Here is a 25992-nt window from a genome sequence, read left to right as displayed (position 1 = left end):
CCGTTTCAAACCCCTATTCTAGCACAGGTTCAGTCTTTTCTGAAAGTAATGAAAATTGGGCAGAGCAATCATATTCAAAGTAACCCCTGTAGGCTGCCTGCTTTGCAGTCGTAAATACCTCTTCAGCACGAAAACCTGGCTTACAGGTCGCTGGATAATGATATTTTATCCCTGTAGCGGGATCGATTCCGCCAACAATTGCTGTTTTTTTGACCAGTCTACCCCCGCCAATCGCAAAATTATTAATCTTCTGATCCCCTACAGCAATGCCCTGTATAAAAGCCATGATTCCTGTATCATTGATCGAATTGTACCAATCTTCTTGTGAGATCAGAGGCATCGTAAACAAATAAGATACACCATTTTTCCTCGCGAACTCATTATGGCGATTGATTACGTCTGCTAACTCATCCTGTACACGGGTCACGATCCGGCCGCGCCGTACTTGTTCAAAAAGCGTTGAATCCTGAAGCAGGGTAATGGTTGAACTCGTGGCCAATTCATGCTGAAATCCTTCGATCCATTTCCCTGCACCAGCATCATAAGCATATACATAACCGTCAAGTGTGAAATTAATGCTGTTGCCGTCCGAATCGGAATATGTATACGGTTTTTTCGGGCTCCACACCTGTCTGAAAGACACTTCCATTGTCCCAGTCATCTCCGCTTCCTTAGCAAAAATATAATAACCGTCATAATCCAGAATAATGATCGCCGGGATATAATCCAACATATGTTGGATTGCCACCTTGTCATCCCGTATTCCCATGTTTAATGCCATCGTCCGGGTAAAGGTGGACAAAGCCAGCTCCTTATCCGCCTTCACGAACTTGGCAGAATCATAGCCTGCTTCAGCATCTTGTTTTTCATTCTGGTGCATAACTGCGGCAGCATCCATTACGGCAGTTTGAAGTGCTCTTTGGTATCGGTAAGCCAATTCATTGGCCTTATGTGCATCATGCATATGGAACGTAAGTATGTAAAAGAGCGGAAAGAAAATAAGTACAAACACAATGGAAAGCTCAGTAATCTTCATTCAGTACCATACCCCCATAAGAAGCAAAAACCGCAGCAGCTTGGGCAGTGCCTTGCAACAATTCACGTATTATCATGGACGGTGTGCGATTCGTGCTTTTAAGACTGACGGTGAAGAAATCACCCATGTTTAGCGTATATCTCCGCCCAGGGTCATCCAGGGACAATGTGCTGGACAACGGGTATAGGCGTTCTCGGATCTGGGACAAATAGTATGCATCATGAACAACCTCATATGTGCCTGTGAAACTGCTTTGATTCATTGGATCTATATAGTGAGGCACATACTTTTTATGTAAATGTTCTAGTGAGATATCATAGTTGTTGCCTGTTTGGGCTAACTGCTCTTGGAATTCCGCCAGCATTCGAGGTGAGATATACCCCTTCGTTCGGACGGCATCTACAAACCTTGTGACACTCCGGGTCGCCGTCATGCGCGCAATATCATCCTGACGTTCGGCAGTCTCAGCCGCAGGATACACATAGAGCAGAAGCACAGCAAGCAAAACCGCAAACAACTTGGATGCTCCATTGAGCACTATCTCTCTACCTCCTTCCAAAAAGAAAGCTTTAACAACTCTCCGGATGCACTTCGTTTATATTCAGTTTGATAGTTCCCGTCTAACTCAACTGGAATCATGGCTGATGGATGAACAAGCGGATCGATCACATACCCATAACCGTCCAGCTCCACTTGAATCCCTGAACCTGTCATTTGCCGCACGGTATGCAGAACCTCATCTCCGGTATATCTGACTATTCTGCTCGTCTGTAGTGTCGTATGCACTCTGCCTTCCATAGCTGCTTGTGTTTTCACCCTGTCGTTCAAGGCTTCGGTTAAAATACGGATATTCCACTGCCCGTGCAGGCAGGCTGTCACGAAAAGGACAACCGCTGTACAGAACAGCATCAGATGCTGTGTGTTCCGGGACATGTTCAACCATCTCCAGTCAGGATTGCTGAAAGATCAGACCTCTGACAACATTGGATCGGTCTTTAACAATGATCGCCTTGAATTTACCGCTAGGATTAACATATTGATTGTCTTTTTCACTCATCGTCTGATTGATGCTACCGACCTTGTCATCAGGTGCAATGACAGACCCATAGTCCGCATTATTCAGATCCTGAGAGATGTTGAGCTGATTGCCGTACCATTGTCCGCTTTTGTTTTTCCCCGTTATAACCTGGATACCAAATTGATCTTTGTCCGCATATTTACGTAAAGCATTGGTCACTTGTGAGCCACTGATGGTTGTCCCGTCATACACGGTAAATGCTGCCTGGGACAGTTCTGTTTGAATATCTGCAAAGTTATTCTGCGCTGTTTTGGTTGCTTCCTGAGCCGAAATAAATAACAATACTACAATCGTTATCAAAGCAATGGTCAAAAATATTCCTGCTGCCACCTTTAAAGCACTTGATGCATTATTCATATGAAATACCCTCCTAGAGTAAAATGTTTGGTTTTATGTTGATTTATTTCGTTCCTAAAAGTGAAGCACTACAATTTCTGAATTTGTTCATAATACATGTTCATTTGCATAAAACTCATGCCTACCAGCGGAATAACGAGGTACAGGAAGATCAGAGCATACATAGGTGCGAAACCGATCGTTCTTCCCCAGCCTGCCTTGATATCAATGATTTTGCTGTAATCCTGTTTGCGCTGCTCAAAATAAAAGGCCATCATGCTTTCCAGATCATCAAAAGCTTCACGAATGGATATTTTACCTAGGGCCAGCTGCAGTTTATCAATTAAACGTTGAAATTCAGGTAAACCCACTTCCTCTTTTAACTGTTCAAGCGCTTGTTCAGGGCCATGTTCGAAGTGCAGCAGACACTTTTGCAGCGGCCTTTTGAAAATAACAGCAAATCGATTAAGCCATTCCACAATTTCTTCTACAGACATACGATCCATCTCTCGCAAAATGGAAATCACCGTCTGGAATTGATAGATTTCATGCCGCATATCCAAACTTCGCATTTTACGTTGGAACAACATGAGCCAAATTGGCAGATAATAACCGCCTATACCCATGAATAATGCCAAAACAGCCTCCCACCAGCGCATATATTGGTTGTTATAAGCCTTTAATTTGTCTGTAATCCGCTGAATTGCTGCCGTCTGTGCATCATGATCCAGCCGGACTGGTGCAAGCTGCAACAGCGCATTGGAAATATGCTCGTAAGTAGCTCCCTGCTTCATTTCGACATATGTCATAACCGCTCCGTCCAGCGCAGTCTTCTCTATGGCTACCTTCAGATCCGTCTCCGACATTACACCAAACATACGATCATCCCTGATTGGATCATGTAATATATGATTACGCTCGACCTGATGTAGCAAAAGAATCAAGCCAATGCTCAAAACCAGACAACTTGCAAACAACATTAATCTGCGAATAGCCAGCCATTCGTATTTTAACTCGGTATTGCTCTCTCTCATTAACCTGATGGTCTGATTGTACGCGGTTGTCCCAGGTTTGGGAGCAAAAAGCATAGCCATCCTCCGCAAAAAGATTCGTTTATACAGGAACCGATCCAGTGTCGATTGCTTCTGCCCAGAACGATAGCGGGTTTCATCATATTGTTGTAGACGCTGTAACAGCAGATAGGCAACAATAATGATAACGTAAATGGAAATTTTGGTGATAAAGCCAAGCTTGCTGCGATAAAACTCATCCATCGTCGGAAAACTGACCCGAGCCCAACGCTCAATCGGCCCTGTAAATAGGATAGGAGCAAGAGCAATTACATTTAATCCTTGCAGCAGATAATCAAGCCGGTCACGCCTCAAAATTTCCAAATGAATCTCTTGAGTCAGATTACCCAATCCTTGGAGATAAATGGAGCCCTGCTGCTTGTCCTGGTCTCCAAACTCCATAACCATATAAGAAACACCAGCAAAACCTTTGAGAAAACGGTTTGGTGCCACTTCATAATAACGCTCAAGTGCCTCATTCGGATCAGGGGAAGTTAGTGCTTCATAGATTAGTCTGACTTGTTCGGCTGCTTCTCCTGCCCCCGCCTCGGACGCTTCATACAATGCCTCCTCAACCATTCCGTGTTGGTGATACCGATGTCTTACATCGGCAAAAAGATCAAGCATTTGCACCAGCAATTTTTTCTCCATACGACTCAGGCACATATCCAGCACAAGATTGTTCAGTACGACAGCACAAAGGATGGCCAGAATAATAAAAGTGAGGCCAGGCTGCAAAAAAAACAGCGCAACACTGATACTTCCATACCCGCCCATAATAATCAGAACAACAGTCATTGTGACTCTGCGAAGCGCTGGTTCGTCCTTGGCATAGCGATATGAGATTCTTTTTTGCACCTGTAATATATACGCTGATAGCACGGGTACCTTCATCCCCGTTTGATACGCCTGTAACAAGAACGTTCCCCAGCCCCTATTCTTTTTACCCTGGATGCTGATGACATTCGAGGCTGCGTATGTTGAGCCTGATTCTTTTCGCCGCGAAACATAAAGAATGAGTAACGTGATGACTAAACCACCCGCACAAATGCCGATTATCAACAATAGAAGCCATTTAATGCCCATATGTCTCACCCCAGTGATGTCCCGTAAACTGCTCGAACTTTTCAGCATCTGACAGCGTCATTTGTTCCTTCATATCCACGATGCACGAAGCGGAGATCGGGGCAGTCGCCACATATTTACCATGCTGATATTCCACAACATTTTGAAATGTAAATCCAGCCCTCTCTTCTATAAGCCCTTCATCACGGGAATGGGGAATACATTCGGTAATCCGCTCAATATATCTGCGGCCCTCTGCATCTTTTTTCATATGAACATCAAAGTTAATGACACTGACAACCTGTTCTTCGGCGATATGTTCATGCTGGAACATCCCTGTTTTGAGCAGCGAATTCCGGAGAGAAAACACCAGATCACGGAAAGTTTTAGCATGATGCGTAAACAGGGTGAACAGACTCGCCACCTGTGACATCTGAATCATCCAGGCAGCCACCTCATCACTTGCAACCTCACCGAGAATGTTTACTGTCCCATCTGTTTTTTTCTGCAAATCCAACCCTTGCTGACCAGATATATGTTCCGTCTCCCGAAAACTCAGAATGTTGCGGCGACTGTAGATCCGTCTTAACTGCAGCTCGAATGCCATCTCCTGTACTCGCAGAGTATACGAGGCATAGATATGTTTCACCATAGCCATCAGCAATGTTGTTTTACCCGAACCCTGAGCACCGGTCACGGCTGTGATCCGACTACCTTTCATCAAATATTGCAATAGTTCGATTGGTAATTGTGCGTTGTTACCTGTGATCAATTGTTCGAGTGAAGCATTAGGGATATCAAACTTCCGTACAAAAAACGCCCAGGATTCGGAAAAAGGAGGACGCACAACGACCACACGCGAGCCGTCTTTCATTTCATTGACCTTATAACCGCTGGCCTCCGATAATTGACCAGGATAATTGTATTTATAGATGTTCTGACATACTCGCTTCAACTCCCGAATGCTGCCAAAACTCAAGAAAGACAGGTGTATGGACTTACCCTTATAAAAAATCCAGACACTCTCCATCCCGCTAAGTGCTTCTTCATCAGGTTTATCCTCAAAAGCATGTTCCAAAAGATCATTCCAGGAAGCCGGTATGTGATTCCCCATATGTGGAAGCGTCTCGTGAACCCCGCTTACTCCTCCACTTACACCATCGATCCGTTGATCCCTGATCTCATCCACAACCGAGAATCCTTTATAGTGTTGGTAGATACGTTGCACGATAATTTCTACCTTTTCTCTGAATCCCAATTCCCGGTATTCACACTCAAAGACATACTGAATATCTCGCTCTGAAATATAATAACTGCCGCCGTCTTGTGAACCTTCTTCCAGCCTTAGTTTACCTAAATCATAAGTATCGATCATTCTGGAAAGTGCATCTGTGCCAAATTGCTGACGGTACATATAAAAGACGATCTCAAAGCGATCTTGTATGGTTAACCGTTCGGGGTCAGCGAACATCATCACTTCATCCACGTTAGACTTGTTCAGACCGATGCTTCGTGTCAACAGGTCAGCAATCAGGTTTTTGACATACGTTTTGTCACTGATGCTTCCGGACACACAGCCTTTGAGTGCTTTTCTCATCTCAGCACGCTGATTGATTCTACGCCGATACTCTTCCTCATGTAAACCTGCGTCGGCAAGCTGGCTATGACTTATTTCATGCAATGAATGTTTAACTTGTTCAATTAATGACTCAATCGTAAAAGATTCCTGCTCAGGTATTCGCTCGCTTTTATCCCGACTGTATGCTCGATACTTGAACCAGACATAATACATGCCTGCAATTAGAATAATCGTTATGATGACTGCATTCCACAACATTGGAGATTCAGGCTCCCCTTTCTAGCCTCTTCAGCACAGTACGCATCCCCGCACCGTCCATAATCAGGCGAGCGAGTTCCCCCATGCCAGCGGCAAAACTCCCTTTTCGAACATCTTTTTTATCACCTAGATTCTCAAGCTGTAGATATCTGGCAACATCTCTGCGATTCATCGCATCCAAAAAGCCGGTAGTATAAGGGATAGCAGAAAGACTCCCCTTGTATCTGAAACCACGCTTAATATTGGAGAGCGTAGCACGAGAATGTGGATCATATTTATTAATGAGTACATGCAGCCTCCGTTCACTCGACTGTTCGGGCAAGATCTCTTCAAAAAATTGTTCCAGATTCCTCATATCTTGATTCAGAACAACGACAACATAGTCTGCTTGTTTCACCAGTAAGTCTGAATCAACATTGGTGTGCTCTACATCCAAAAGGACGAGATCATAACATTGGTTAGCGGTCTCCAGCAGCTTTTTTAACAACTCCGCTTTTTCACTCGCAGATCGCTCGCTCCAATTCATACTTCCCGTCAACAGATCAAGTCGATCTTTCAGCAGGGGCTTGGTGTAATCCCTTAAATTGTGCTTGTTCAGACTTCCGCTATGAAAAAGTCGTTCAACGGCATCCCAACCGTTCTCTTCAAAAGAATACAATGCATCAGCTGAAGCTCTCTCCTCCTGAAATAAGCCTGATTCTATAACGGAGTTCGCCCGACCTGTATGAATCAATAGCACTCTGGTTCTATACTGAAGTGCCATGGCGTATGCACTTAGCAAAGTACTTGAGGAACAACCCATTTCCGCAAATGGACTCCAAAACGTGATCGTACTCATGCCCTCATCCTCCCTACTTCCTTGATCGCACGGCGGCTACGAACACGCTCCCACCCTGTTAGTTGCTCCACAACACGACATAACGATTTTTTGTAGTTTCTCGACAGTGGGCCGAGCTGCACACGGCGATGATGTTCATTTTCAAGCTTAACGGCAGCGCTGAGTTCATCCCATGGAAGGATCAAGGATTCTCCCGTCCATTGAAAGGGACTCCCCTCTAGATAAGCCCACAGGTAATGAGCTTCAAGTCTGCAATCTACACCATTAATTAACATTCGTTGAAAAGCCAACTCTTCAGGAAGTTCATGTTCATTGAGTAACTGTTCCAGCCATCCTTTCCCGCGCTCCAGGTTGTACCGCTCATAGTCACTCACCCAGACACGAACATCTGCGGCAAGCCATAAATTCCTTGAAGCAAAATGCAGCGTCTCCATGTCGTATAACACATAATCATAACTGTCCAGAGTCTCACCATTCATCTGTAAGTGTTGTTCTACTGCCGCCCCTGTAACAAAATGACAGGCTAGATCAAACCCTTCAAATTCCACAACCCGTAAAGATTGCTGATGATCCCCGATGCTATATCCGTATTTCTGCTGCAACGTACCATCCACTAGCAGAACCCGCTTACCTGTCGAAGCAAGTATTTTGCACAGATATAACATCAGATCATTTTTCTCGCATAAACCTGCAAAAATCCAAATGTGCACTGATAAGCGCCCCGCAATCTCAATATAATGTTGTTACAAGAAGAAAATATTTTTTAATTACTCATTTCCGGTTAGCAATTGCTGCTGTTCGTTCAATGTTGAAGATTGGATGGCATCCGATGCCTCTGCAGTTTGACCCACTTCCGTATTGCCTGCCCCGTCATTCCAAATTGTTTCGTTAGTCCCAGAAGAACCTTGTGCTGTCGGCCTTTTGTTATACGTAACCGAGGATTGTGCCACATCCTGTTCAACACCTTTGGATGGTGCTGACATAGAAGCTGCTAACGAGCTTTCAAGTGAGCTTCGAACTTGTCGGGATAACTCTTGTTCAGCATGACGGACAATGTTGGGATCACTCTCCAGCAGTTTTAACACTTCGGAATTAGCTGGATATGTCGGGATGGCCGCTGTCTGAAATTGTGGTTCTACATAGGTTAGAGCATAGATTGAAGCTTTATGTAAATAGGCATCTACGATTGCACTGGACAGCGACAAAATCTCTTCTTCGGTCATCGTAACCCACAATGTCGCTGCATTTAACCGCTCCACCTTTTTCTTGGATAAGAGAATATAGTCCTGACCTGTCGGAAACTGAATCCGAACGTCAATCCTGTCTCCCTTCGCAAGCGAGGATGGCAGTAGTACAACTTGCAGCTCCCGATTTCTTAAATCAGGCGACGCCTGTGTTTCTTCGTACACCATCTCCGTTGTAATGGCTGTTCCTTTTTTTAGCTCAATTTTAGCTGACTGCCCTTTCATCTGCAGCGCACTGGACCACAAATTCCGTGGAGCTTGCGCATCCGGTATCGCGATCAACTTCAGATCCTCGGCTGAGATGGCTTCTCCCGCTTCAATATCCCTAACGGTAACCCATCCTTGGGCTCCGGAATTCCATTGCTGTAACAATTCCGTTTCTTTCTCCTCATACGCTGACAGATAACGAGCCTCCATAGCAGACCTGACATCCTCTGTTGTTTGCAGCTGGTATATCACATATCCTCCAAAGATCATACCCACAGCTCCTGCTCCAATCAGTCCTGCATAAATCAGTTGACGACTTTGTTTTCTTAATTTGGACAAAAGAGGCACTCCTTTCGCAATCTCCTCTACTCATACACTTTTTTACGTGAAAAAAATGAACGTTTGGGGGGCTGTCTCGCTATCAGATGACCCAACATATGTGAGAACACTTTGTCCATATGCGGCTCTTTATCAAATGGGTCAAGCTGTAGCGGCAAACCGTAAACACGGGATGTATTCAGCGTTCTACGTACACGATCCACAGCGTCTGCTGCGGCAAGCGGAAGACAGTATATCCATTTCTCCCGTGGATACCGATGATGTGTTCGCACAAAGGAACTGATCTCTGCTTGTTTCCATTCTGCCCCGGAACCAATAACGATGGGCAGATCCGCACGCAGAAACTCCTCAATCCGGTTTTGATCCTGTCCGCTGCCAAGATCCATCACAATGAACTGATAACTGCCACCCAGCAGGGATAAAATGTCGGCTCGGCCCGACTGTTTCCAGTAATGCACACCATCCACCGCAAACTGCCTGCTTGATGCCACGGGTTTACCGCCAAGTGCAATTTGCTGAATACGTGTGAATGATTGAGATCGTGGTGACATTTCGATAACAGCAACCTTGAAGTTCCGTCTCTCCAAATAATGGCTGATCGCTATCGCTGTATGGGTAACACCTGCCCCGGCGGATGCGCCAGTAAGTGCAATCACTCGGGTTCCTCCGCCAAGCGTCATCTGGTGATCTGAATGGGAGAGCATGACTCCCGGTATTCGAAGAAGTTCTTTTCTCACCTCGTCAGCCGTTTGGAACCGCTCATTCGCATCATATCGTAACAACCTTCTCGCAACAGGGATGTAGCTTCGTGGGACATCTCCCCTTATAGAGCTCTCCACGCCTTGAATCCATTCGGTATAAGCTCCGCTCGTCATCAGATACAACATTAAAGCGCCAAGACCATACAGATCTGAACGAGCATCTGTTTGCCCAGAACCATACTGTTCCGGGGCCGCAAACCCGGCTGTACCGAGTTTAACCGTATCTTGGGCATGCTGTATCTTATAACTGCGGGCAATACCAAAATCAATCAGCCGCACTTCATGCTCCGGTGTAATCATAATGTTAGAGGGCTTCAGATCTCGGTAAATGACCGGAGGATCCAGGTTATGCAAGTAACTGAGCACTTCCAACAATTGAAGAACGAATTCTACCAACTGCTCCACCGGAATTTTGCCAAGGCACTGTTTGAAGTAATCACTTAACGTTAATCCTTCAATGTATTCCATGACCAGGTACGTATAACCATCTTCATCAGGCACAAAAAAATCAATGATCTGCGGAAGCCTCGGATGGCGCAACGATGTCAACAGAGCCGCTTCTCTCTCCATGCTTCCTTCATAAGGCATCTTCATGACGCTTTCTTTCACAGCCCAGATTTTCCCTGGTAACTTCAGATCCTCTGCCTCATACACATGGCTCATCCCACCTGAACCAAGAACAGACAGAATACGGTATCTTTCTCCCAGCAGGCTTCCGCGTTCTAGCCTGGCCGGATGTCTCATAAGTATTCCTCCTTCCAAACAACATAAAAAAGGGAAAGCTTCACCGAAAATGAACAAACCGGAAATCCAGTTATGCTCACATTCGGGATGCTTTCCCTCAAATTTCATATCGTTATGGTTAATATTGGTATCATTATAGTACACCAAATCAACCGTTGTAAAGCAGAAAATTTTATAAGTTAAGTCACTTAATATTTAATCATATAAAGTGTGATCTCTTCACGATTATGGAACAGTTGCTTCGAACGTTGAATCTGCATCCTTGAACGCTCGAACGTATCGATCACATCTTTAATGAGCGCGAGTGGTTTCTTGTGTAGTAATTTTACCGTGACAATCGCTGTTCCACCGGATTGAAGACTGTACAGAAGATCGGATACCAGCCTGCTCATCAGCTTCGGACTCCAGCTCATATCACATACAAGCAGATCGAACTCGCCTTCGCGGAAGCGGACATCACCTGCATTTTTTTTCAAAAAGGTCAATCGGGGTGAAGCCAGCAAGGTCGCATCCATCTTCGCCGGGTCAACCGCCGTTACCTCTAGCCCACGTTCAAGCAGGAATGATGTCCATCCCCCCGGCGCAGCCCCAATATCCAGTGCTTTGTGAAACGAAGTAAAATCAATGCCAAACGTTTGCTCGGCTTCAAGCAACTTAAACTTGGCTCTTGAGATCTGCCCTTCTTCCTTCTGAAAACGGACCGCTCCACCGCTCCAGTCTGACAGATTCTGTTCCGGTCTGGATACGCCAGCATATAACATCTCATTGGCAGCAAATACCGAAATGACATACTCAGCATCACGAATAACCCACTCGCATCCCAGATCATCCAGTTTTTCTGTCAGCGTTTGTTTCAAGGAAGCTGCGTTTTCGCGCCAAAACGAACCTTCCGTTTTGCGTGTTTGCATCACAACTTGAGCACCTGACAATTCCTTATGATTCAGAATAAATGCAATTAGTTTCTCCAGAGACTGCTCCGAATCTTCCGTGTTCTCTTGGAATTGAACAGGTTGAATATGACGTAAAAACGTTGGTGACTCTTGTAACAGCCTAACCGAAACTTCTTCCTCTGCTGCCGGCAAACCTGCAAGCAGAATTTCTCCTGGAACAAGCACAGTACTCTTAACTGCTCCAAAAGTACGGCGTAACTCCTCCTGCGCATAAGGCGCAAACCCATGATTCGCAGTGCATATAAAACGGGAAAAATCCGCTTCTCCCGAAGACGATTGTGTACTCAACTTGTGTTACCCTCCAGAACGTACGCGTATCCAAGGCCGATCTTCATGCCACTGAATATCCACCGGAATATCATACGTATGCTTAATTGTATCTTCTGTTAATATTTCATGTTTCGGCCCAGCAGCGGCAATGCGTCCATCACGGATCAGTGCAACATGAGTAAACAACGGCACGATCTCTTCCACATGATGGGTCACGTACACCACCGTCATATTCCGCCGACGCAAACGATCAATCTCGATCAGCATCTTCTCACGTTCGTACAAATCAAGGCCAGCACAGGGCTCGTCCATAATGAGCAGCTTCGGTTCAGCCATTAACGAACGTGCCAGCATGACTTTTTTGCGTTCTCCCTGGGATAGCGTTCCCAGCGGTTGATCTGCCAGCTTCGAGAAACCCATCTCATTCAGCAGCTGCATCGCTTTTGTTTTCACTTCATCCGGAATCGTCTGATAGAAACGCAAAAAAGCATATGCTCCTGTAGCGACAACCTCCCATACCGGGTCGCGTAAGGTAAGCTTTTCAATCAAGGTTTGACTGATATAACCAATTTCCTTACGAACCTCCCGCACGTCGCATTGTCCATACACATGTCCGAGTACTTCGATGCGTCCCTTACTTGGGAACATATATCCATTCATCATTTCCAGCAGTGTGGTCTTACCCGATCCATTACGTCCTAAAATAACCCAGTGTTCACCCTGTTCAATACGCAAATGAACATCATCCAGAATCTGATTTTCTTCCCGGCGAAGCGAAATTTGCTCCATCGTTACAATGCTCATTTCAACACCGCCTTCCGAATTTCATTCAGCAGATGCTCAACGGAGTTCATCCGGTATAACATGGAAGGTACATCTTGCTCACCATCAAACAACATTAACGCCGGTACACTGGAAATCTGAAACTGCTGAACAAGCTCAGGGATATCATGAATGTTCATTTCATATAAAACACCTTCTGGCAGCATATGCTCGGCGACTTCCAGCATACGACGGGCAGCTGCACAGGTTCCGCATAGTGGCGTAAAGATAAATACAGCCTGAGGCATGCCTTCCCATACACCCCGCAATAACATTTTGGATGTGATCGGCTTCATGACTTCTCCGCCTCCGCAGCCACCCGTAGCATGACCTCACCCGTCATCGGACCGTTATGGATCAACACCGAGTCCGGTTTATTGCTATACAACATCTCGTACATCTGACGTTTTCCATACATACTCGACGTATGTAAATAGATTTCGCGTGGATACAGCCCTTCCTGTACAATCGCCGCTGCAACCTCACCGCCATTCATCGAATCCGGCCCAAGCTCATAGTCCAGTGATAGAATGTCAACTTCGCCTTCTCTCAGTAACAAAAGGCAATCCTCTGCATTGGTAGCCAGAACAAATCCTTTTGGACAAGAACGATAATCATCCAGAAAAACATGCATCGTCTCGAACCTCCCAACTTATAACCAGGAACGCATGAGTTGTATATCTTCACGGTGCGTTCCATCTTCTCCCGTTTCCGTCTCCAGTATAACAACCGCTTGTTGAATATGTGGCGATTGCAGAAGTCTCTGCATGGATTCATAGCCGATATGGCCCTGACCAATTCTCGCATGTCTGTCTTTGTTCATGCCAGATGCGTACTTGGAATCATTCAAATGAACAGCCGCTAACACATCCCAGTATCCCAGCTGCTTTCCCTTCTCCAATAAAGTAGCCTCATCTCCGGCAAACCACATCCCTGAAGCAAAAGCATGACATGTGTCGAAACAAAAAGCAATATGTTCGGGATACCGGCTCAGCTTGCGAATTTGGATCATCTCTTCCATCGTTGTTCCCATGGGTCCATGATCTCCTGCCTGATTTTCAAGCAAAATCTTAGATTCACCTTGCCACCCTTCCAGCGCGGTATCCAAACAGTGAATCAAATTCCGATATCCCTCCAGTGGATCTTGGGTTTGAACATGGCCAAAATGAACGACCGTTCCAACAGAGCCACAGGCGTCCGAAATCTCAAGATCGTTGCGAATCGAAGAAACAATTGCATGAAACCCCGCCTCTCCACGGGTCGTGCCAAGTGCCGGATTCGTGGGATAGGGCGAGTGAGCGATGGATGCTAGTCCATGCTCCGCGCACCACCCCCTGCAATGTGCAGCATCCTTCAGATCCAGACGTTTCAGACTGAGACTGCGCGGGTTTTTCGGAAAATATTGAAAAGCCGTTGCTTCCATCTCATATGCTCTCTTGGCCGCCTGCAAAAATCCACCTCTGGTGCTGACATGTGCGCCGATACCGGTTTTAGGCCTCATGCTGACATTTCGGACAGAAAAATGCCTTTTTGCCCGTAATTTCAACTCTCTCAATCGTTCCCCCGCAGCGAGGACAAGCTTCGCCTTCCCGGTCGTAAACCCGGCACTGCTCGTCAAACTTACCTGTTTTGTTATCTCCCTGCATCAATGGCATTTCCATATAACCGCCCTCAGACGCAGCTTCACGCAGCACGGACTGCATGGAGTGGTACAACCGCTCGGTTAGTTCTGTCGAGTTTGCAATATTCTGCGTTTTGGAGCTTGGTCTAAGTCCAGCCGCAAAGGCAATTTCATCTGAATAACAGTTACCGATGCCTGCAATAATATGTTGATTTACCAAGGTTGTTTTGAGTGTTCCCCGGCGTCCTTTAAGCAACCCGGCAAAACGCTCCTTGCTCATCCGGCGATCCAGGGGCTCTGGACCAAGATCGGACATCGCTTCTTCCGTTTCTTTGGAAGTCATCAGATGCAGATAACCAAGGCGTAAACCGATAAAGAACAGAATATGTTCTCCAAATTGAATCTCTACCTGTGTGGTGCGGTCAGGACGCTCGTCCTCTGTACCCCAGAACAGCATGCCACCTAACATAAGATGTAACACCAGGCGTTTGCCGTTTGCGAGGTGAAAGACCAGATGTTTTGCGCGCCGTTCCACAAATATAATCCGATTGCCTGTTAGTTCACTTATGAACACATCAGTAGTTGTATTAATCGTCTTTTCACGGTTCACGACTACCCCTGTAATCGGTAAATCAAGTATATGCTCGGACAATAACGTCCGGTAATTTTCCATTTCCGGCAACTCTGGCATTCTTTATCTACTCCTTCTTGGAAGCTTGGTCTGCCCGTTGGGTCATCCATGCAATCAATGTATGCAAATCTTCAAAAACATGATCAGGACGTGCCTTCACAGCCTGAACATGTCCATCCATGTTCTCATGTGTAGTTACGCCTGTCAGAACAAGCAACGTCTCACAGCCCGCTGCTACACCTGCGGCAATATCTGTACGCATATTATCTCCGATAACAGCAACTTCTTCAGCTTTTAAGTTCAACCTGTGAATGGCTGATCTCATAATAATGCTTGAAGGCTTACCGATAACCGTTGGCTGCACGCCCGTTGCAGCCTCAATAGCAGCTCCAATCGTACCTGCACCAGGTGTTAATCCATCATCAGCAGGAAGTTGAAGATCAGGATTCGTCAAAATAAACTTAGCTCCCCCATTTATCCAGCGGAGTGCCTTCGTTAATTTTTGATATGAAAATTCACGGTCAATGCCTTGAATGACATATTCGGGCTCATTCTCTGTCAAAACTAAACCAGCTTCTTCAATAGCCTGTATAAGGCCAATCTCACCAATGCAGGCTACCTTCGCCCGAGGAGTTTCTGCAGCAACATATTCAGCCGCGGCCACCGCAGAAGTACATACCTCGGAAGCATCAGCGGCAATTCCCATGCCATTCAGATGATCTGCCACACCTTGCGGAGTACGGGATGAATTATTAGTCACGAACAAATAAGGCACTCCCTGCTCCTGCAATGTCCGAATGAGCTGATCGGCTCCATCGATACGATGTCTGCCATGATATAACGTACCATCCAGATCGATCAGATAGGCCTTAATCATACACAGCACTTCCTTTCTTCATTCCATTCACATTTCTTACCCGACAAAAAGTCGGGCATGAGAACAAACATAATATGTATGCAAGCGTGTAGGATGCTCATACTCGCAGGAACACGCAACAAGTCGAACCGAATCGAAGACAGACGGTTTATCTCGCGCGTCTTCTGTACAAGCTTGTCACTTCCTGCGCTTTCCCGGAAAATAATTCGGATCATTTCCCTGCTCATATTGCCCATCCTACACGCTTTCTGACCAGATTGCAAAAGGGACCTCGGGAACATTTCCCCCTCAGTCCCATCCCATTTGCCGGTTGTTGATTATTGCCTTCGCTATCCTTCAAAGCTTACGCTTTATTCCAATGAATCAGGCTTGCCATGCACCACAGGAATAAGCTGGTGCTCGTTCGCAAGTCGTGTGTTTGGGAAGATGGACTTCGCTTCTTCCAATAGAGGCTGAAGCTGCTCCTCATCCTTATAACGCGAACTGAAGTGAGTCATGATGAGCTGCCCTACATTCGCCGCTCGGGCCGCTTCCGCCGCTTCTCTAGACGTACTGTGATAGTACTCATTAGCTGTATCCGCTAGATCATGCATAAACGTTGCTTCATGAACGAGAACGTCTGCATCTTTGGCTAGAGGCTGCACGTTATCGCAAGGACGCGTATCCCCCAGGATCGTGATCACCATTCCGCGTTTTGGGGCTCCCAAAACATCCTCGGGACGTACCGTATCACCATTGTCCAGTATAATCGTCTCTCCCCGCTTTAACCGTCCAAACAACGGACCTGGTTTCAGGCCGTAAGCCGCTAGTTTAGCAGAATCGAGACTACCAGGACGATCTTTCTCAGTAATTCGATACCCATAACTATCGATACGATGTTCAAGTAAGGCAGACTCTACAATAAAGCTCTCATCTTCAAACAGAACACCGCCAGTATGCTCTACAATGTTCAAATCATAATTTAAGCGGGATTGACTAAGTTCCATCGTTGTTGCAATCATTCGTTCCGTTCCAGGCGGTCCATACACCGTGAGTGGAGTCGTTCCACCCTGATATGCTCTGCTGGACAACAAGCCCGGTAATCCAAACACATGGTCACCATGCAGATGGGTAATAAATATTTTCTCCAATTTGCTCAATTTGAGCGGAGAACTTAAAATCTGGTGCTGTGTTCCTTCCCCGCAGTCAAACAACCACAGAGCTCTTCGCTCATCCAACATACGTAGTCCAATGGACGTTACATTCCGTTGCAGCGTAGGTACACCAGCATTAGTTCCCAGGAAATATAGTTCCATTCTGGATCGCACCTCTTTCTTTTGCCAGCAAAAAACCTCCGACCATGCGGAGGGCTTGCCTGACAACTTAGGAATTTATGCTTTTTCAACGTTAAAATATTTAGCCTGCGGATGGCTGAACACCATCGCGGACACAGAAGCTTCAGGTTCCATCATGAAACCTTCGGTCAATTCTACTCCAATATCTTCAGGCTGCATCAGCTTGAATAACGGGCCCTGATCCTCCAGATCGGGACAAGCCGGATATCCAAAAGATACTCGAATCCCCTGATAACGTGCGCCATGACGCTGCTTCATTGTCATTTCAGCTGAATCCGGGAAGCCCCAGATATCTCTCATCATATGATGCACACGTTCAGCAAGTCCCTCAGCTACTTCCAGTGCAACCGACTGCAGTGCGTGTGAACGTAGATAGTCCCCTTGATCCTTCCACGCTGTGGAGAGTTCGCGTACACCATGGCCCGCAGTAACAACCAAGAAACCTACATAATCCATCTCACCGGATTCAACTGGTTTCAGGAAGTCGGACAGACACAGGAATGGCTCTACCTTTTGACGTGGGAACGTAAAGGTATGCAGAATGTTACTGGTATCTTGCGGATCATAAATGATGACGCTATTGCCGCTCGACTGTGCCGGAAAAAAGCGATACATCGCATGAGCCTGAATGATTCCGTCACGAACTGCCTCCTGCATAATGCCGTCTACGACCGCTTTCAGATCCGTTGCCTTGGGATCACCAGCAGCGAGCAGCTGTTCAACCGAACCGCGCAGCCCCAAGTGATGTCCTAGCAGCATCTGCATATTCACATAAGGCAGGATGTGTGATAACGGATAATTTCGCAACGTATGACGCTCCAGATCTGGCGGCACAAGCACAGGATGATCAGCGGAAATGGCCGAGCGTTCTACCCGGGTAAGTTCAGGAAGTACCTGGACCTCCCCTGCATTTGAAGCATCTGCTTCCTTTTCCGCCTCCATCTCGGCCTGCATCTCTTCACGCGCCACCGGATTCATCAGCTTGTTTGCCAGGTCCAGACCATCCATCGCATCCTTCGCATAGACAACCATGCCGTTATATTCAGGACGAATCCGATTTTTGGTAAACTTACGTGTAAGTGCGGCTCCACCTACCATGATGGGTACATCAATTCCGGCTGTGCGCAAATCCTGAGCGGTGAGAATCATCTGTTGTGCTGACTTAACAAGCAAACCGGACAGGCCGATAGCATCGACCTTCTCTTCCCGGTATGCCTCGATAATACGCTCTGGTGGTACTTTTATACCCAAATTAATGATCCGGTAACCGTTGTTGGACAAGATGATCTCCACCAGGTTTTTACCGATATCATGTACATCTCCTTTAACGGTCGCTAGAATGATCTTTCCTTTGACAGAGGTTTCATTCTTCTCCATAAACTGCTCCAGATAGGCTACGGAAGCTTTCATCACTTCTGCACTTTGAAGCACCTCAGCTACAATTAACTCATTGTTGTTGAAGAGACGTCCGACTTCTTCCATGCCGCGCATCAAAGGACCGTTGATGACTTGGAGCGCTGTATATTTGGCTAGAGCCTGCTCCAGATCGGGCAACAAACCCTCTTTGCTTCCTTCAACCACATAAGATGCGAGGCGTTCTTCCAGTGACAGGTTAGAGATTTTTTCTTTTTTCTCTACTTTTTTGTTTCGGAATGCCGCGACGAAAGCAGCCAGTGTATCATCATTTGTATTATATAGTAGTTCTTCCGAGAGTCTGCGTTCTTCTTCTGGAATGGATGCATAACGCTCCAGCTTTTCGGTATTCACGATCGCATAATCCAGTCCTGCTTTGGTACATTCATATAGGAAAACAGAGTTTAACACCTCACGGCCCGCTTCAGGCAGACCAAAGGAGATGTTACTGATCCCAAGGATCGTATGACACTCAGGTAATGCTTCCTTAATGACACGTATACCTTCAATCGTTTCTTTGGCTGAACCGATATACTGCTCATCACCCGTTCCTACCGGAAACACCAGTGTATCAAAAATAAGGTCTTCAGCCTTCAGGCCATATTTGTTCACGAGCAAATCATACGAACGTTTGGCTACCTCAAGCTTGTCCTCACGACTAATTGCCTGCCCACGTTCATCAATGGTTCCGACAACCACTGCTCCGCCGTATTTATGCAACAGCGGGGTTACTATTTCAAATTTCTCTTCGCCATCCTCAAGGTTAATGGAGTTAATAATTGCTTTTCCTTGAGAATATTGGAGGGCCGTATCAATAACCGCAGCATCTGTTGTGTCAATCATCAGCGGAACCTTGACCTTTTTGACAACAAGTTCAAGGAACTTAATCATATCTTCCGTTTCCTCACGGTCGGGATCCTGTACGCAAACGTCAACGATGTGTGCTCCATTTTTAACTTGTGCCCGGGCAATTTCCGAAGCTTCTTCGTACTTGCCTTCGACAATTAAGCGTTTGAATTTTCGTGAACCGAGTACGTTGGTGCGCTCACCAACCATGTAAGGACGATTATCCTGCTCAACATATACCGGTTCAATTCCCGACAAGGCAGGCGGGTGTGTTCCGTTCAATTCTCTTGGGGGGTACTTGGCGAGTGTATCACGCATGGCGCGGATGTGTGCAGGCGTTGTCCCGCAGCATCCGCCTGCAATGTTCAACCATCCCTGTTCTGCAAATGCCCCAATTTTCTGAGCAAGAGAGTCTGGTGACTCGTGATAATTACCATTCTCATCAGGTAGACCTGCATTCGGATAACAACTCACAGCTACAGACGCCATGCCAGACAGGGAACGGATATGGTCACGCATGAACTCCGGACCTGTCGCACAGTTTAGTCCCACCGAAATTGGGTTAAGGTGTTCTAAGGATATATAAAAAGATTCAATGTTCTGACCAGCCAAGGTCGTACCCATTGGTTCGATCGTTCCTGATATCATTAAAGGTAGCTTGATTCCGCTTTGGTCAAATGCTTGCTGAATGCCAATGCTGCCCGCTTTCACATTGAGGGTATCCTGTGAAGTTTCAAGCAGTAGCGCATCAACGCCTCCCTCTATTAAAGCAAGGGCTTGCTCGAAATAGCTGTCCACCAGCTCCTGGAATGTCACACCACCAGTCACAGACAACGTTTTGGTTGTTGGACCCATCGCACCGACCACGTATCGTGGTGACTCTGGTGTGGAGAAGCGATCAACCGCTGCTTTGGCAATTCTGGCCGCTTCCAGATTTATTTCGCGTGTACGATCTTGTATATCGTATTCCGCAAGCACGACTGAAGTCGCACCAAATGTATTGGTCTCAATTAAATCGGCACCGGCTTCCAGATAATCTTCATGAATACGCTGGATCAGTTCTGGACGTGTCAGCACCAACATTTCATTACATCCATCCAGATCTTCGCCGCCGAAATCTTCGCTGGTCAGATCCACTTGTTGAATCATTGTCCCCATTGCGCCGTCGAGGATTAATATTCGTTGTTTTAATGCATCGTGTAGACTAAGCTTATCCAATATCATCACCCCCGCAAAACGTTAAATCTTAGTTTAACAGAAACTAACTTAATGTGAAAGATCGGTTTTGCTCCCGAAAGGTCGCGAATTTGCAAGAATGAAGCAGAATTGTGAATCGACAAATTTTGTGCAATCCGATATAATATCAATTAATCCAAGTGGAAAAGAGGGAAAGCGCATGGCTGAAATTGTAATCCGAAATACGAACGAACGAATCACTGGAGACGAGAACGTTCGAAATTTCTTGAACAAATATGACGTATTATATGAGAAGTGGGACGCTTCCAAATTAAGCGCTGAACTGCAAAATAATTTCGGACTGACCGATGAACAGAAGCAAGAAGTATTAGAAACCTTCGATTACGAGATCAAAGATTTGGCAGCACGTCGCGGTTATCAAATCTGGGATGTCATCACTCTTTCAGAACAAACACCAGACATCGAAGAGAAACTGGCCAAGTTCGAAGAGATCCATACACATGCGGAAGATGAAATCCGCGCAATCGTTTCGGGTAAAGGCATCTTCGTCATCAAGTCAACGGATGATACAGGTTACTTTAATGTAGAGTTGTCTCCTGGGGACGTCATTTCTGTTCCTGAAAACACACCGCATTTCTTCACATTGATGGAGAACAAACAGATTATTGCGGTACGTCTGTTCATCGAAAAAGACGGCTGGATCGCCGATCCATATCCGGATCCGACATTTATCAAAAACGCTTAATCTATGTTAAGTGAATAGTTAACGTGCTTAATCAACCCCCTGCTCATAAGAGCAGGGGGTTGTGTTGATGTCTTTAAGTTACGTCTTGTAAGAGAATGGACCATCATCTGCAAGAGTATAGAAGTAAAATGACTCCATCATCTATCGCTAGGTGAAATAATGTGGATACTTGTCCTTTAACATTTCCTGCTCGACAACCACAAGTCTAAGATGTGCTTCCATTACTTGAGCCGCTTCCTCCGCCTGTCGTTCTGTGACCAGCCGTAGAATCTCTTTATGTTGAGAGATGATCACTTCGAGATTGGAATCCTCTGCTAGCCGAAGCAAACGCAATCGATTAAACGGCATGTTCAACTGCTGCAGCATCTTCCACGTCCGTAGCTTGCCAGTACCCTGAAATAAAATCTGATGAAATTCCTCATCCAGCTCAAACAACCGATAAAAGTTTTTTTTTCCTATACACACTTCCTGCATGGCAATATTGGTTTCAAGTCTGAACATGTACTCGTCAGGGAAGGAAGTACAGGCTAACATGACAATTTCCTTTTCCATCTTCTCTCGCATAAACCGGCCTTCTTCCACATGCTCCAGGTTAATATGCGAAACAATGGTACCACTCTGTGGAATGATGTCCAGCAGTTCTTCCTCCGCCAGCTTCATAAAAGCCTCGCGCACCGGTGTTCGACTCACCTTTAATTCATCTGCGATCTCTTTCTCCGAAATTTTGGTGCCTGGTTCGAGCTGCAGATGAAGAATTCGTTCTTTTAATAAATTATAAGAATAAGCCCGGGTAGAGCCTCTCTTTTTTTGATTAAGTACCATGCCTTGACCTCTTTCTCTAAGCCATATTCCCTTCATATTAGCACAAACTACCGTTCCACTTAAATATTCTTAGTGAAACGGTAGCTCGGCTTCAAATCATACAAATTATTTTTTGTTTTCCTTATACGTCTTATAGGTGTCATTCGCAAGCTTCACATAATTGGACAAGCCCTGGCTCTCCAGCTCTTTTAGAAACGTATCATATTCCGATAACTTCCGTTCACCTATTATAAACTTCAACGTATTTTGGTCTGTGTAGTCTTTGAGCGGGGTACTCATAAGTGTTACACGTTCACGATCTTCGGAAGAATACGGGATAGGCGGTTCAGCCGGAATTACTTCTTTTGTCTCTTTCATATTTTTCTGGAACTCAAGTTCTTCATCGCTAAACATGGATTGAAGTAGCTCTGTTGTGCCTCCGTAAGCAAATACCCCTCCAGAGAATCCAAAGTCAACACGAAGGTCTTTCGTACCTTTAGGGTTCAGTCCATTGTAGTTAACATCATCTGCCAACTTACGTTTGCCGCCTTCTTTAGTGTACGTCTCGTTCTCTACACCCCACTTGGTGAATTCCTGTCCTTCGTCACTGTAATACAACCAATCGATAAATTGTAAAATAGCTTTGAAATTGTCACTATCTTTAATCTTCCCAGAAATCATCACACCGTTTTCGAGTCTGGAACCCGACATCAACTGGCCTTTCGGCCCGCCCGGAACCGTAATCTTGGCGATCGAGAATTTCCCTTCACCCAACGTTTTATTCATATCATTCCGATGCAGCACAAGTGTCTGTGAGTTACCGTTAATCATAAATGATTTACCCGAAACGAACTTTTGAGTAGCTTGATCATCACCTTGTGTGAAACTTTCCTTATCAAGGAGCCCTTCTGCTACCATTTTGTGAAAAAACGTCAGCAATTCTTTGTACTCGGGTGTCGTTGCCGTGGCAACAAATTCATCCTGATCGGCTTTGTAGGTCAAGCCGTTTCCATATCCCCAGCCAGCCTTAGTCCCGAAACCAGTAGCTGCAATGTTAAGTGTACTGTTGAATTTGAAACCGTCTGAGAACGGCATGGAGTCAGGATAGATTTCTTTTAATTTTTTCGCAGCAGTATAGAGTTCATCCCAAGTTGCAGGAATGGCAATATTATTTTCTTTAAAAACATCCGTTCTTACGATTAATGTATAATCAGGCCATACTTCCTCATGTAATCCTGGTAATACGTAGTACTTGCCATCTTCTTGACGGAGCCCTTCAAGTTCAGGTTCGAGCTTCCACTTTTCCACCTTGTCCTTGAAGTTTGGCATCAAATCAATATAATCACTGATCGGCAGGACAGCTCCCGAAGATACAAACGCTGCCTCTTCTCCTGGATAAGTCTTTGGAATGACAAGTGGTGCATCACCGGAACTGATCAACAGGGATCTCTTCTGCGGATAGTCACTCATCGGCACAATGGTTGGCTCCAACGTTACTCCCGTCATTTCCGATATTTTTTTGAATAGCAGCCAGTCTTTTTTGTATGGATACGTCGGATGATCACTATATAAAATAGAAAGATTAAACGGTTCCGTTGCTTTGAACGCCTCACCTGCTTTATAACTCTCCATCGCTGATTTTGTGCCTACCTCCGAAACATCTGGGCCTGTTCCCGCACCACTGCTGCATGCAGCAAGTACAGCCGACATCGTCATTGCCAAGATCATCTTACCAACCAGTTTGCGTGGCTTTCTTTTCAAACCATTCATCCCCTTTTATTTAGTTTCTAACCCATGTGTGCAATGATTACTGCTTAACAGAACCCAACATGATACCGGTTACAAAGTAGCGCTGTACAAATGGATAGATGGTTAGAATCGGCAGGATCGTTAGTACCATCGTTACCGACTTGATGTTGGCTGCAATCTGAGTCAGATTATCCGCTGAAGTTGCTCCGGCAGTAGCACCGCTCGTTGCACCGGCGATCATGTTACGCAAATAGATCGTGACCGGGAACAGCTCTTTTTTGTCCAGATACAAGAATGCTGGAAACCAGGAGTTCCAATGTCCAACAGCATAGAATAGTACCATCGTAGCCATGACTGCTTTACTAAGAGGCAAAATAATACGCAGCAAAATACCATACGTGTTCAAGCCATCAATTGCTGCGGCTTCCTCTAACTCTTCCGGCATGTTTTCAAAAAAGGATTTCATGATCAGCATGTTATATATGCTTATTGCACCTGGGACAACCAGTGCCCACATGGTGTTATTGAAACCAAGGGAGTTGATCAAAACGTAGTTAGGAATCAGACCACCGCTGAAAAACATCGTGAACACGGCAAACATCGTCAGAAATTTACGCCCCATCAACCTTTTTTTAGACAGTGCGTAGGCAAAAATGGTCGTCATAAACATGGAAATCAGTGTACCTACCACCGTGTAAATAATCGTGTTTTTATAGTTCAACCAGAACATGTTGTCCTTTGAAATGGTTTTATACGTTTCCACATTGAACCCTCGCGGAAATAAACTTACCTTGCCTGAGTTGATGTACGCTTCACTACTGAAGGATTGGGCAACAACATTAAGGAAGGGGTAAAGTGTTATAAAAACGATAAACAACAAGAAAGTGACATTGAACACTTTAAATACCTTGTATGATCTGGATTCCTGCATGGTGCTCCTCCTTTACCATAAACTTCGTTGTGTCAGTTTGCGTGAAATTGCGTTTACAGTGAATACCAGAGTCAGCCCAATAATCGATTCAAACAAACCAATAGCTGTGGCATAACTGAAGTTGCTGGATTCAAGACCTACACGATATAAATAGGTAGAAATTACATCGGAAGTCTCATAAATAAGCGGATTATACAAAAGCAAGATTTTTTCGAAGCCTACTGCCAGGAAGTTCCCCATGTTCAGTATTAGTAAGGTCACAATCGTTGGCAAAATGCCTGGAATCGTCACATGAATGGTTTGTTTCCAGCGGTTCGCTCCATCAATTCGAGCTGCTTCATACAAAGAATCATCAATCGTTGTTAGTGCTGCCAGATATAAAATAGCTCCCCAGCCCATCCCCTGCCAAATTTCGGAAGAGATATAAATAGTTCTGAACCACTCTGCACGCTGCATGAATGGAATGTTATCCCCTGTAAAAAAAGCAACAAGTCCGTTGATTGAACCATTCATTGCTGTTAATTGTAGAATCATACCCGCTACGATAACAACGGATAGGAAGTGAGGCAGGTATGAGGCTGTTTGTACAAACTTTTTGAATCGTTTGCTTTTCACCTCATTAAGCATCAGTGCAAAAATAATGGGGACCGGAAACGTAAATAACAATGCGAGTCCGCCAAGCATCAAAGTGTTACTGAAAACTCGCCAGAACGTTGGATCCTCAATGAACATTTTAAAATAACGCAGACCAACCCAGGTTTCTCCAAAAATACTCCCACCCGGTACAAACCGTCTAAAAGCAATAATATTACCTAACATGGGACCATATTTGAAAATAATCAGATAAATGATGGGAAGAACTAACAGCGAGTACAATTGCCAATCTTTACGAATCAACGTGGCTGCCGTCCGCAACCTGCTTTCTTTACGTGAAGATATCATAGGGATTGTTGCCTTAGATGTTTCTGACTCCATGTGTCATTCACTCCGATCCATAACTTGATTAAGAGATGATATATTCATTCGTTGCCTGCCATGGATATCTTTGCTGATCATGCAGAGGATACCCGTGCTGTTCGATTCACCCCCACTACAAAATAAAATGTAAACGGTCTCATTTTTTTGTTTTTATGTACAATCAAACACATGCAAGATTGTGCAATCCGAATAGTCTTACATTGCTTGAAAGCTGTTCGAGGTTAGAGACATACATTGTGAAGCGCTTACAAAAACGATGAATGAATTATTAT

General features: G+C 45.4%; 24 protein-coding genes. 1 reads left to right on the top strand and 23 read right to left on the bottom strand.

Features of this window, described 5'->3' with window-relative positions:
- Positions 1-13: 13 nt before the first annotated feature.
- From ACUTVW_RS12555 to metH, 19 genes are all read right to left on the bottom strand, one after another.
- On the bottom strand, positions 14-1036 hold the full coding sequence (locus ACUTVW_RS12555) for a hypothetical protein (RefSeq protein WP_445646106.1): 1023 nt from the start codon (positions 1034-1036) through the stop codon (positions 14-16).
- Positions 1023-1574 (bottom strand): hypothetical protein, encoded by a 552-nt coding sequence (locus ACUTVW_RS12550; protein WP_445646105.1) that lies wholly within the window; start codon positions 1572-1574, stop codon positions 1023-1025. The genes ACUTVW_RS12555 and ACUTVW_RS12550 overlap by 14 nt, the downstream gene beginning before the upstream one ends.
- Positions 1574-1969 (bottom strand): hypothetical protein, encoded by a 396-nt coding sequence (locus tag ACUTVW_RS12545; protein WP_445646104.1) that lies wholly within the window; start codon positions 1967-1969, stop codon positions 1574-1576. Before ACUTVW_RS12545 ends, ACUTVW_RS12550 begins: the two co-directional genes overlap by 1 nt.
- 16 nt (positions 1970-1985) lie before the next feature.
- Positions 1986-2471 carry an ABC transporter permease gene (locus ACUTVW_RS12540; protein WP_434750760.1) on the bottom strand — a complete coding sequence of 162 codons (486 nt, stop codon included), beginning with the start codon at positions 2469-2471 and terminating at the stop codon, positions 1986-1988.
- A 68-nt stretch (positions 2472-2539) separates the two neighbouring features.
- Positions 2540-4606, bottom strand: a complete 2067-nt coding sequence (locus ACUTVW_RS12535; RefSeq protein WP_445646103.1) for a hypothetical protein — start codon at positions 4604-4606, stop codon at positions 2540-2542.
- Positions 4596-6422, bottom strand: coding sequence for a pilus assembly protein CpaF (locus ACUTVW_RS12530; RefSeq protein WP_445646102.1), 1827 nt, complete (start codon positions 6420-6422; stop codon positions 4596-4598). Before ACUTVW_RS12530 ends, ACUTVW_RS12535 begins: the two co-directional genes overlap by 11 nt.
- Before the next feature lie 7 nt (positions 6423-6429).
- Positions 6430-7260 carry a hypothetical protein gene (locus ACUTVW_RS12525; protein WP_445646101.1) on the bottom strand — a complete coding sequence of 277 codons (831 nt, stop codon included), beginning with the start codon at positions 7258-7260 and terminating at the stop codon, positions 6430-6432.
- Complete coding sequence (locus tag ACUTVW_RS12520) at positions 7257-7970, bottom strand: ParA family protein (protein WP_445646100.1); 714 nt, start codon at positions 7968-7970, stop codon at positions 7257-7259. Before ACUTVW_RS12520 ends, ACUTVW_RS12525 begins: the two co-directional genes overlap by 4 nt.
- Positions 7971-8027: 57 nt before the next feature.
- A complete protein-coding gene (locus ACUTVW_RS12515; RefSeq protein ID WP_445646099.1) occupies positions 8028-9059 on the bottom strand; it encodes an SAF domain-containing protein in 1032 nt (343 codons plus the stop codon).
- Positions 9060-9076: 17 nt separating this feature from the next.
- Positions 9077-10555 carry a serine/threonine protein kinase gene (locus ACUTVW_RS12510; protein WP_445646098.1) on the bottom strand — a complete coding sequence of 493 codons (1479 nt, stop codon included), beginning with the start codon at positions 10553-10555 and terminating at the stop codon, positions 9077-9079.
- 188 nt (positions 10556-10743) lie between these two features.
- On the bottom strand, positions 10744-11793 hold the full coding sequence (locus ACUTVW_RS12505) for an SAM-dependent methyltransferase (protein WP_445646097.1): 1050 nt from the start codon (positions 11791-11793) through the stop codon (positions 10744-10746).
- Between the two features lie 6 nt (positions 11794-11799).
- On the bottom strand, positions 11800-12579 hold the full coding sequence (locus ACUTVW_RS12500; protein ID WP_445646096.1) for an ABC transporter ATP-binding protein: 780 nt from the start codon (positions 12577-12579) through the stop codon (positions 11800-11802).
- Complete coding sequence (locus ACUTVW_RS12495) at positions 12576-12893, bottom strand: thioredoxin family protein (protein WP_445646095.1); 318 nt, start codon at positions 12891-12893, stop codon at positions 12576-12578. Before ACUTVW_RS12495 ends, ACUTVW_RS12500 begins: the two co-directional genes overlap by 4 nt.
- Complete coding sequence (locus ACUTVW_RS12490; RefSeq protein WP_445646094.1) at positions 12890-13231, bottom strand: cyclic-phosphate processing receiver domain-containing protein; 342 nt, start codon at positions 13229-13231, stop codon at positions 12890-12892. The genes ACUTVW_RS12495 and ACUTVW_RS12490 overlap by 4 nt, the downstream gene beginning before the upstream one ends.
- A gap of 18 nt (positions 13232-13249) precedes the next feature.
- Positions 13250-14098, bottom strand: a complete 849-nt coding sequence (locus tag ACUTVW_RS12485; RefSeq protein ID WP_445646148.1) for a deoxyribonuclease IV — start codon at positions 14096-14098, stop codon at positions 13250-13252.
- On the bottom strand, positions 14088-14909 hold the full coding sequence (locus tag ACUTVW_RS12480) for an Fpg/Nei family DNA glycosylase (protein ID WP_445646093.1): 822 nt from the start codon (positions 14907-14909) through the stop codon (positions 14088-14090). The genes ACUTVW_RS12485 and ACUTVW_RS12480 overlap by 11 nt, the downstream gene beginning before the upstream one ends.
- 7 nt (positions 14910-14916) lie before the next feature.
- Complete coding sequence (locus tag ACUTVW_RS12475; protein ID WP_445646092.1) at positions 14917-15726, bottom strand: TIGR01457 family HAD-type hydrolase; 810 nt, start codon at positions 15724-15726, stop codon at positions 14917-14919.
- A 350-nt stretch (positions 15727-16076) separates the two neighbouring features.
- Positions 16077-17021 carry a ribonuclease Z gene (gene rnz / locus ACUTVW_RS12470; protein WP_445646091.1) on the bottom strand — a complete coding sequence of 315 codons (945 nt, stop codon included), beginning with the start codon at positions 17019-17021 and terminating at the stop codon, positions 16077-16079.
- Positions 17022-17096: 75 nt separating this feature from the next.
- On the bottom strand, positions 17097-20537 hold the full coding sequence (gene metH / locus ACUTVW_RS12465) for a methionine synthase (protein WP_445646090.1): 3441 nt from the start codon (positions 20535-20537) through the stop codon (positions 17097-17099).
- 178 nt (positions 20538-20715) lie between these two features.
- On the opposite strand from metH, the gene ACUTVW_RS12460 reads away from it, so the two are divergent.
- Positions 20716-21261 carry a cupin domain-containing protein gene (locus ACUTVW_RS12460; RefSeq protein ID WP_445646089.1) on the top strand — a complete coding sequence of 182 codons (546 nt, stop codon included), beginning with the start codon at positions 20716-20718 and terminating at the stop codon, positions 21259-21261.
- A gap of 147 nt (positions 21262-21408) precedes the next feature.
- Here the strand turns inward: ACUTVW_RS12460 and ACUTVW_RS12455 are convergent, their stop codons facing one another.
- The 4 genes from ACUTVW_RS12455 to ACUTVW_RS12440 form a co-directional block, all read right to left on the bottom strand.
- On the bottom strand, positions 21409-22083 hold the full coding sequence (locus ACUTVW_RS12455) for a GntR family transcriptional regulator (protein ID WP_445646088.1): 675 nt from the start codon (positions 22081-22083) through the stop codon (positions 21409-21411).
- A 105-nt stretch (positions 22084-22188) separates the two neighbouring features.
- Positions 22189-23832 carry an ABC transporter substrate-binding protein gene (locus ACUTVW_RS12450; protein WP_445646087.1) on the bottom strand — a complete coding sequence of 548 codons (1644 nt, stop codon included), beginning with the start codon at positions 23830-23832 and terminating at the stop codon, positions 22189-22191.
- 37 nt (positions 23833-23869) lie between these two features.
- The gene (locus ACUTVW_RS12445) at positions 23870-24742 is read right to left on the bottom strand and encodes a carbohydrate ABC transporter permease (RefSeq protein WP_090916763.1); all 873 of its coding nucleotides are present in this window, start codon (positions 24740-24742) and stop codon (positions 23870-23872) included.
- Positions 24743-24754: 12 nt separating this feature from the next.
- On the bottom strand, positions 24755-25684 hold the full coding sequence (locus ACUTVW_RS12440; protein ID WP_445646147.1) for an ABC transporter permease: 930 nt from the start codon (positions 25682-25684) through the stop codon (positions 24755-24757).
- Positions 25685-25992: the final 308 nt, after the last annotated feature.

This window comes from Paenibacillus sp. TSA_86.1 (assembly GCF_052691815.1).
The sequence above is the reverse complement of the archived record's forward strand: the minus strand, read 5'-3'. Positions and strand labels throughout refer to the sequence as shown.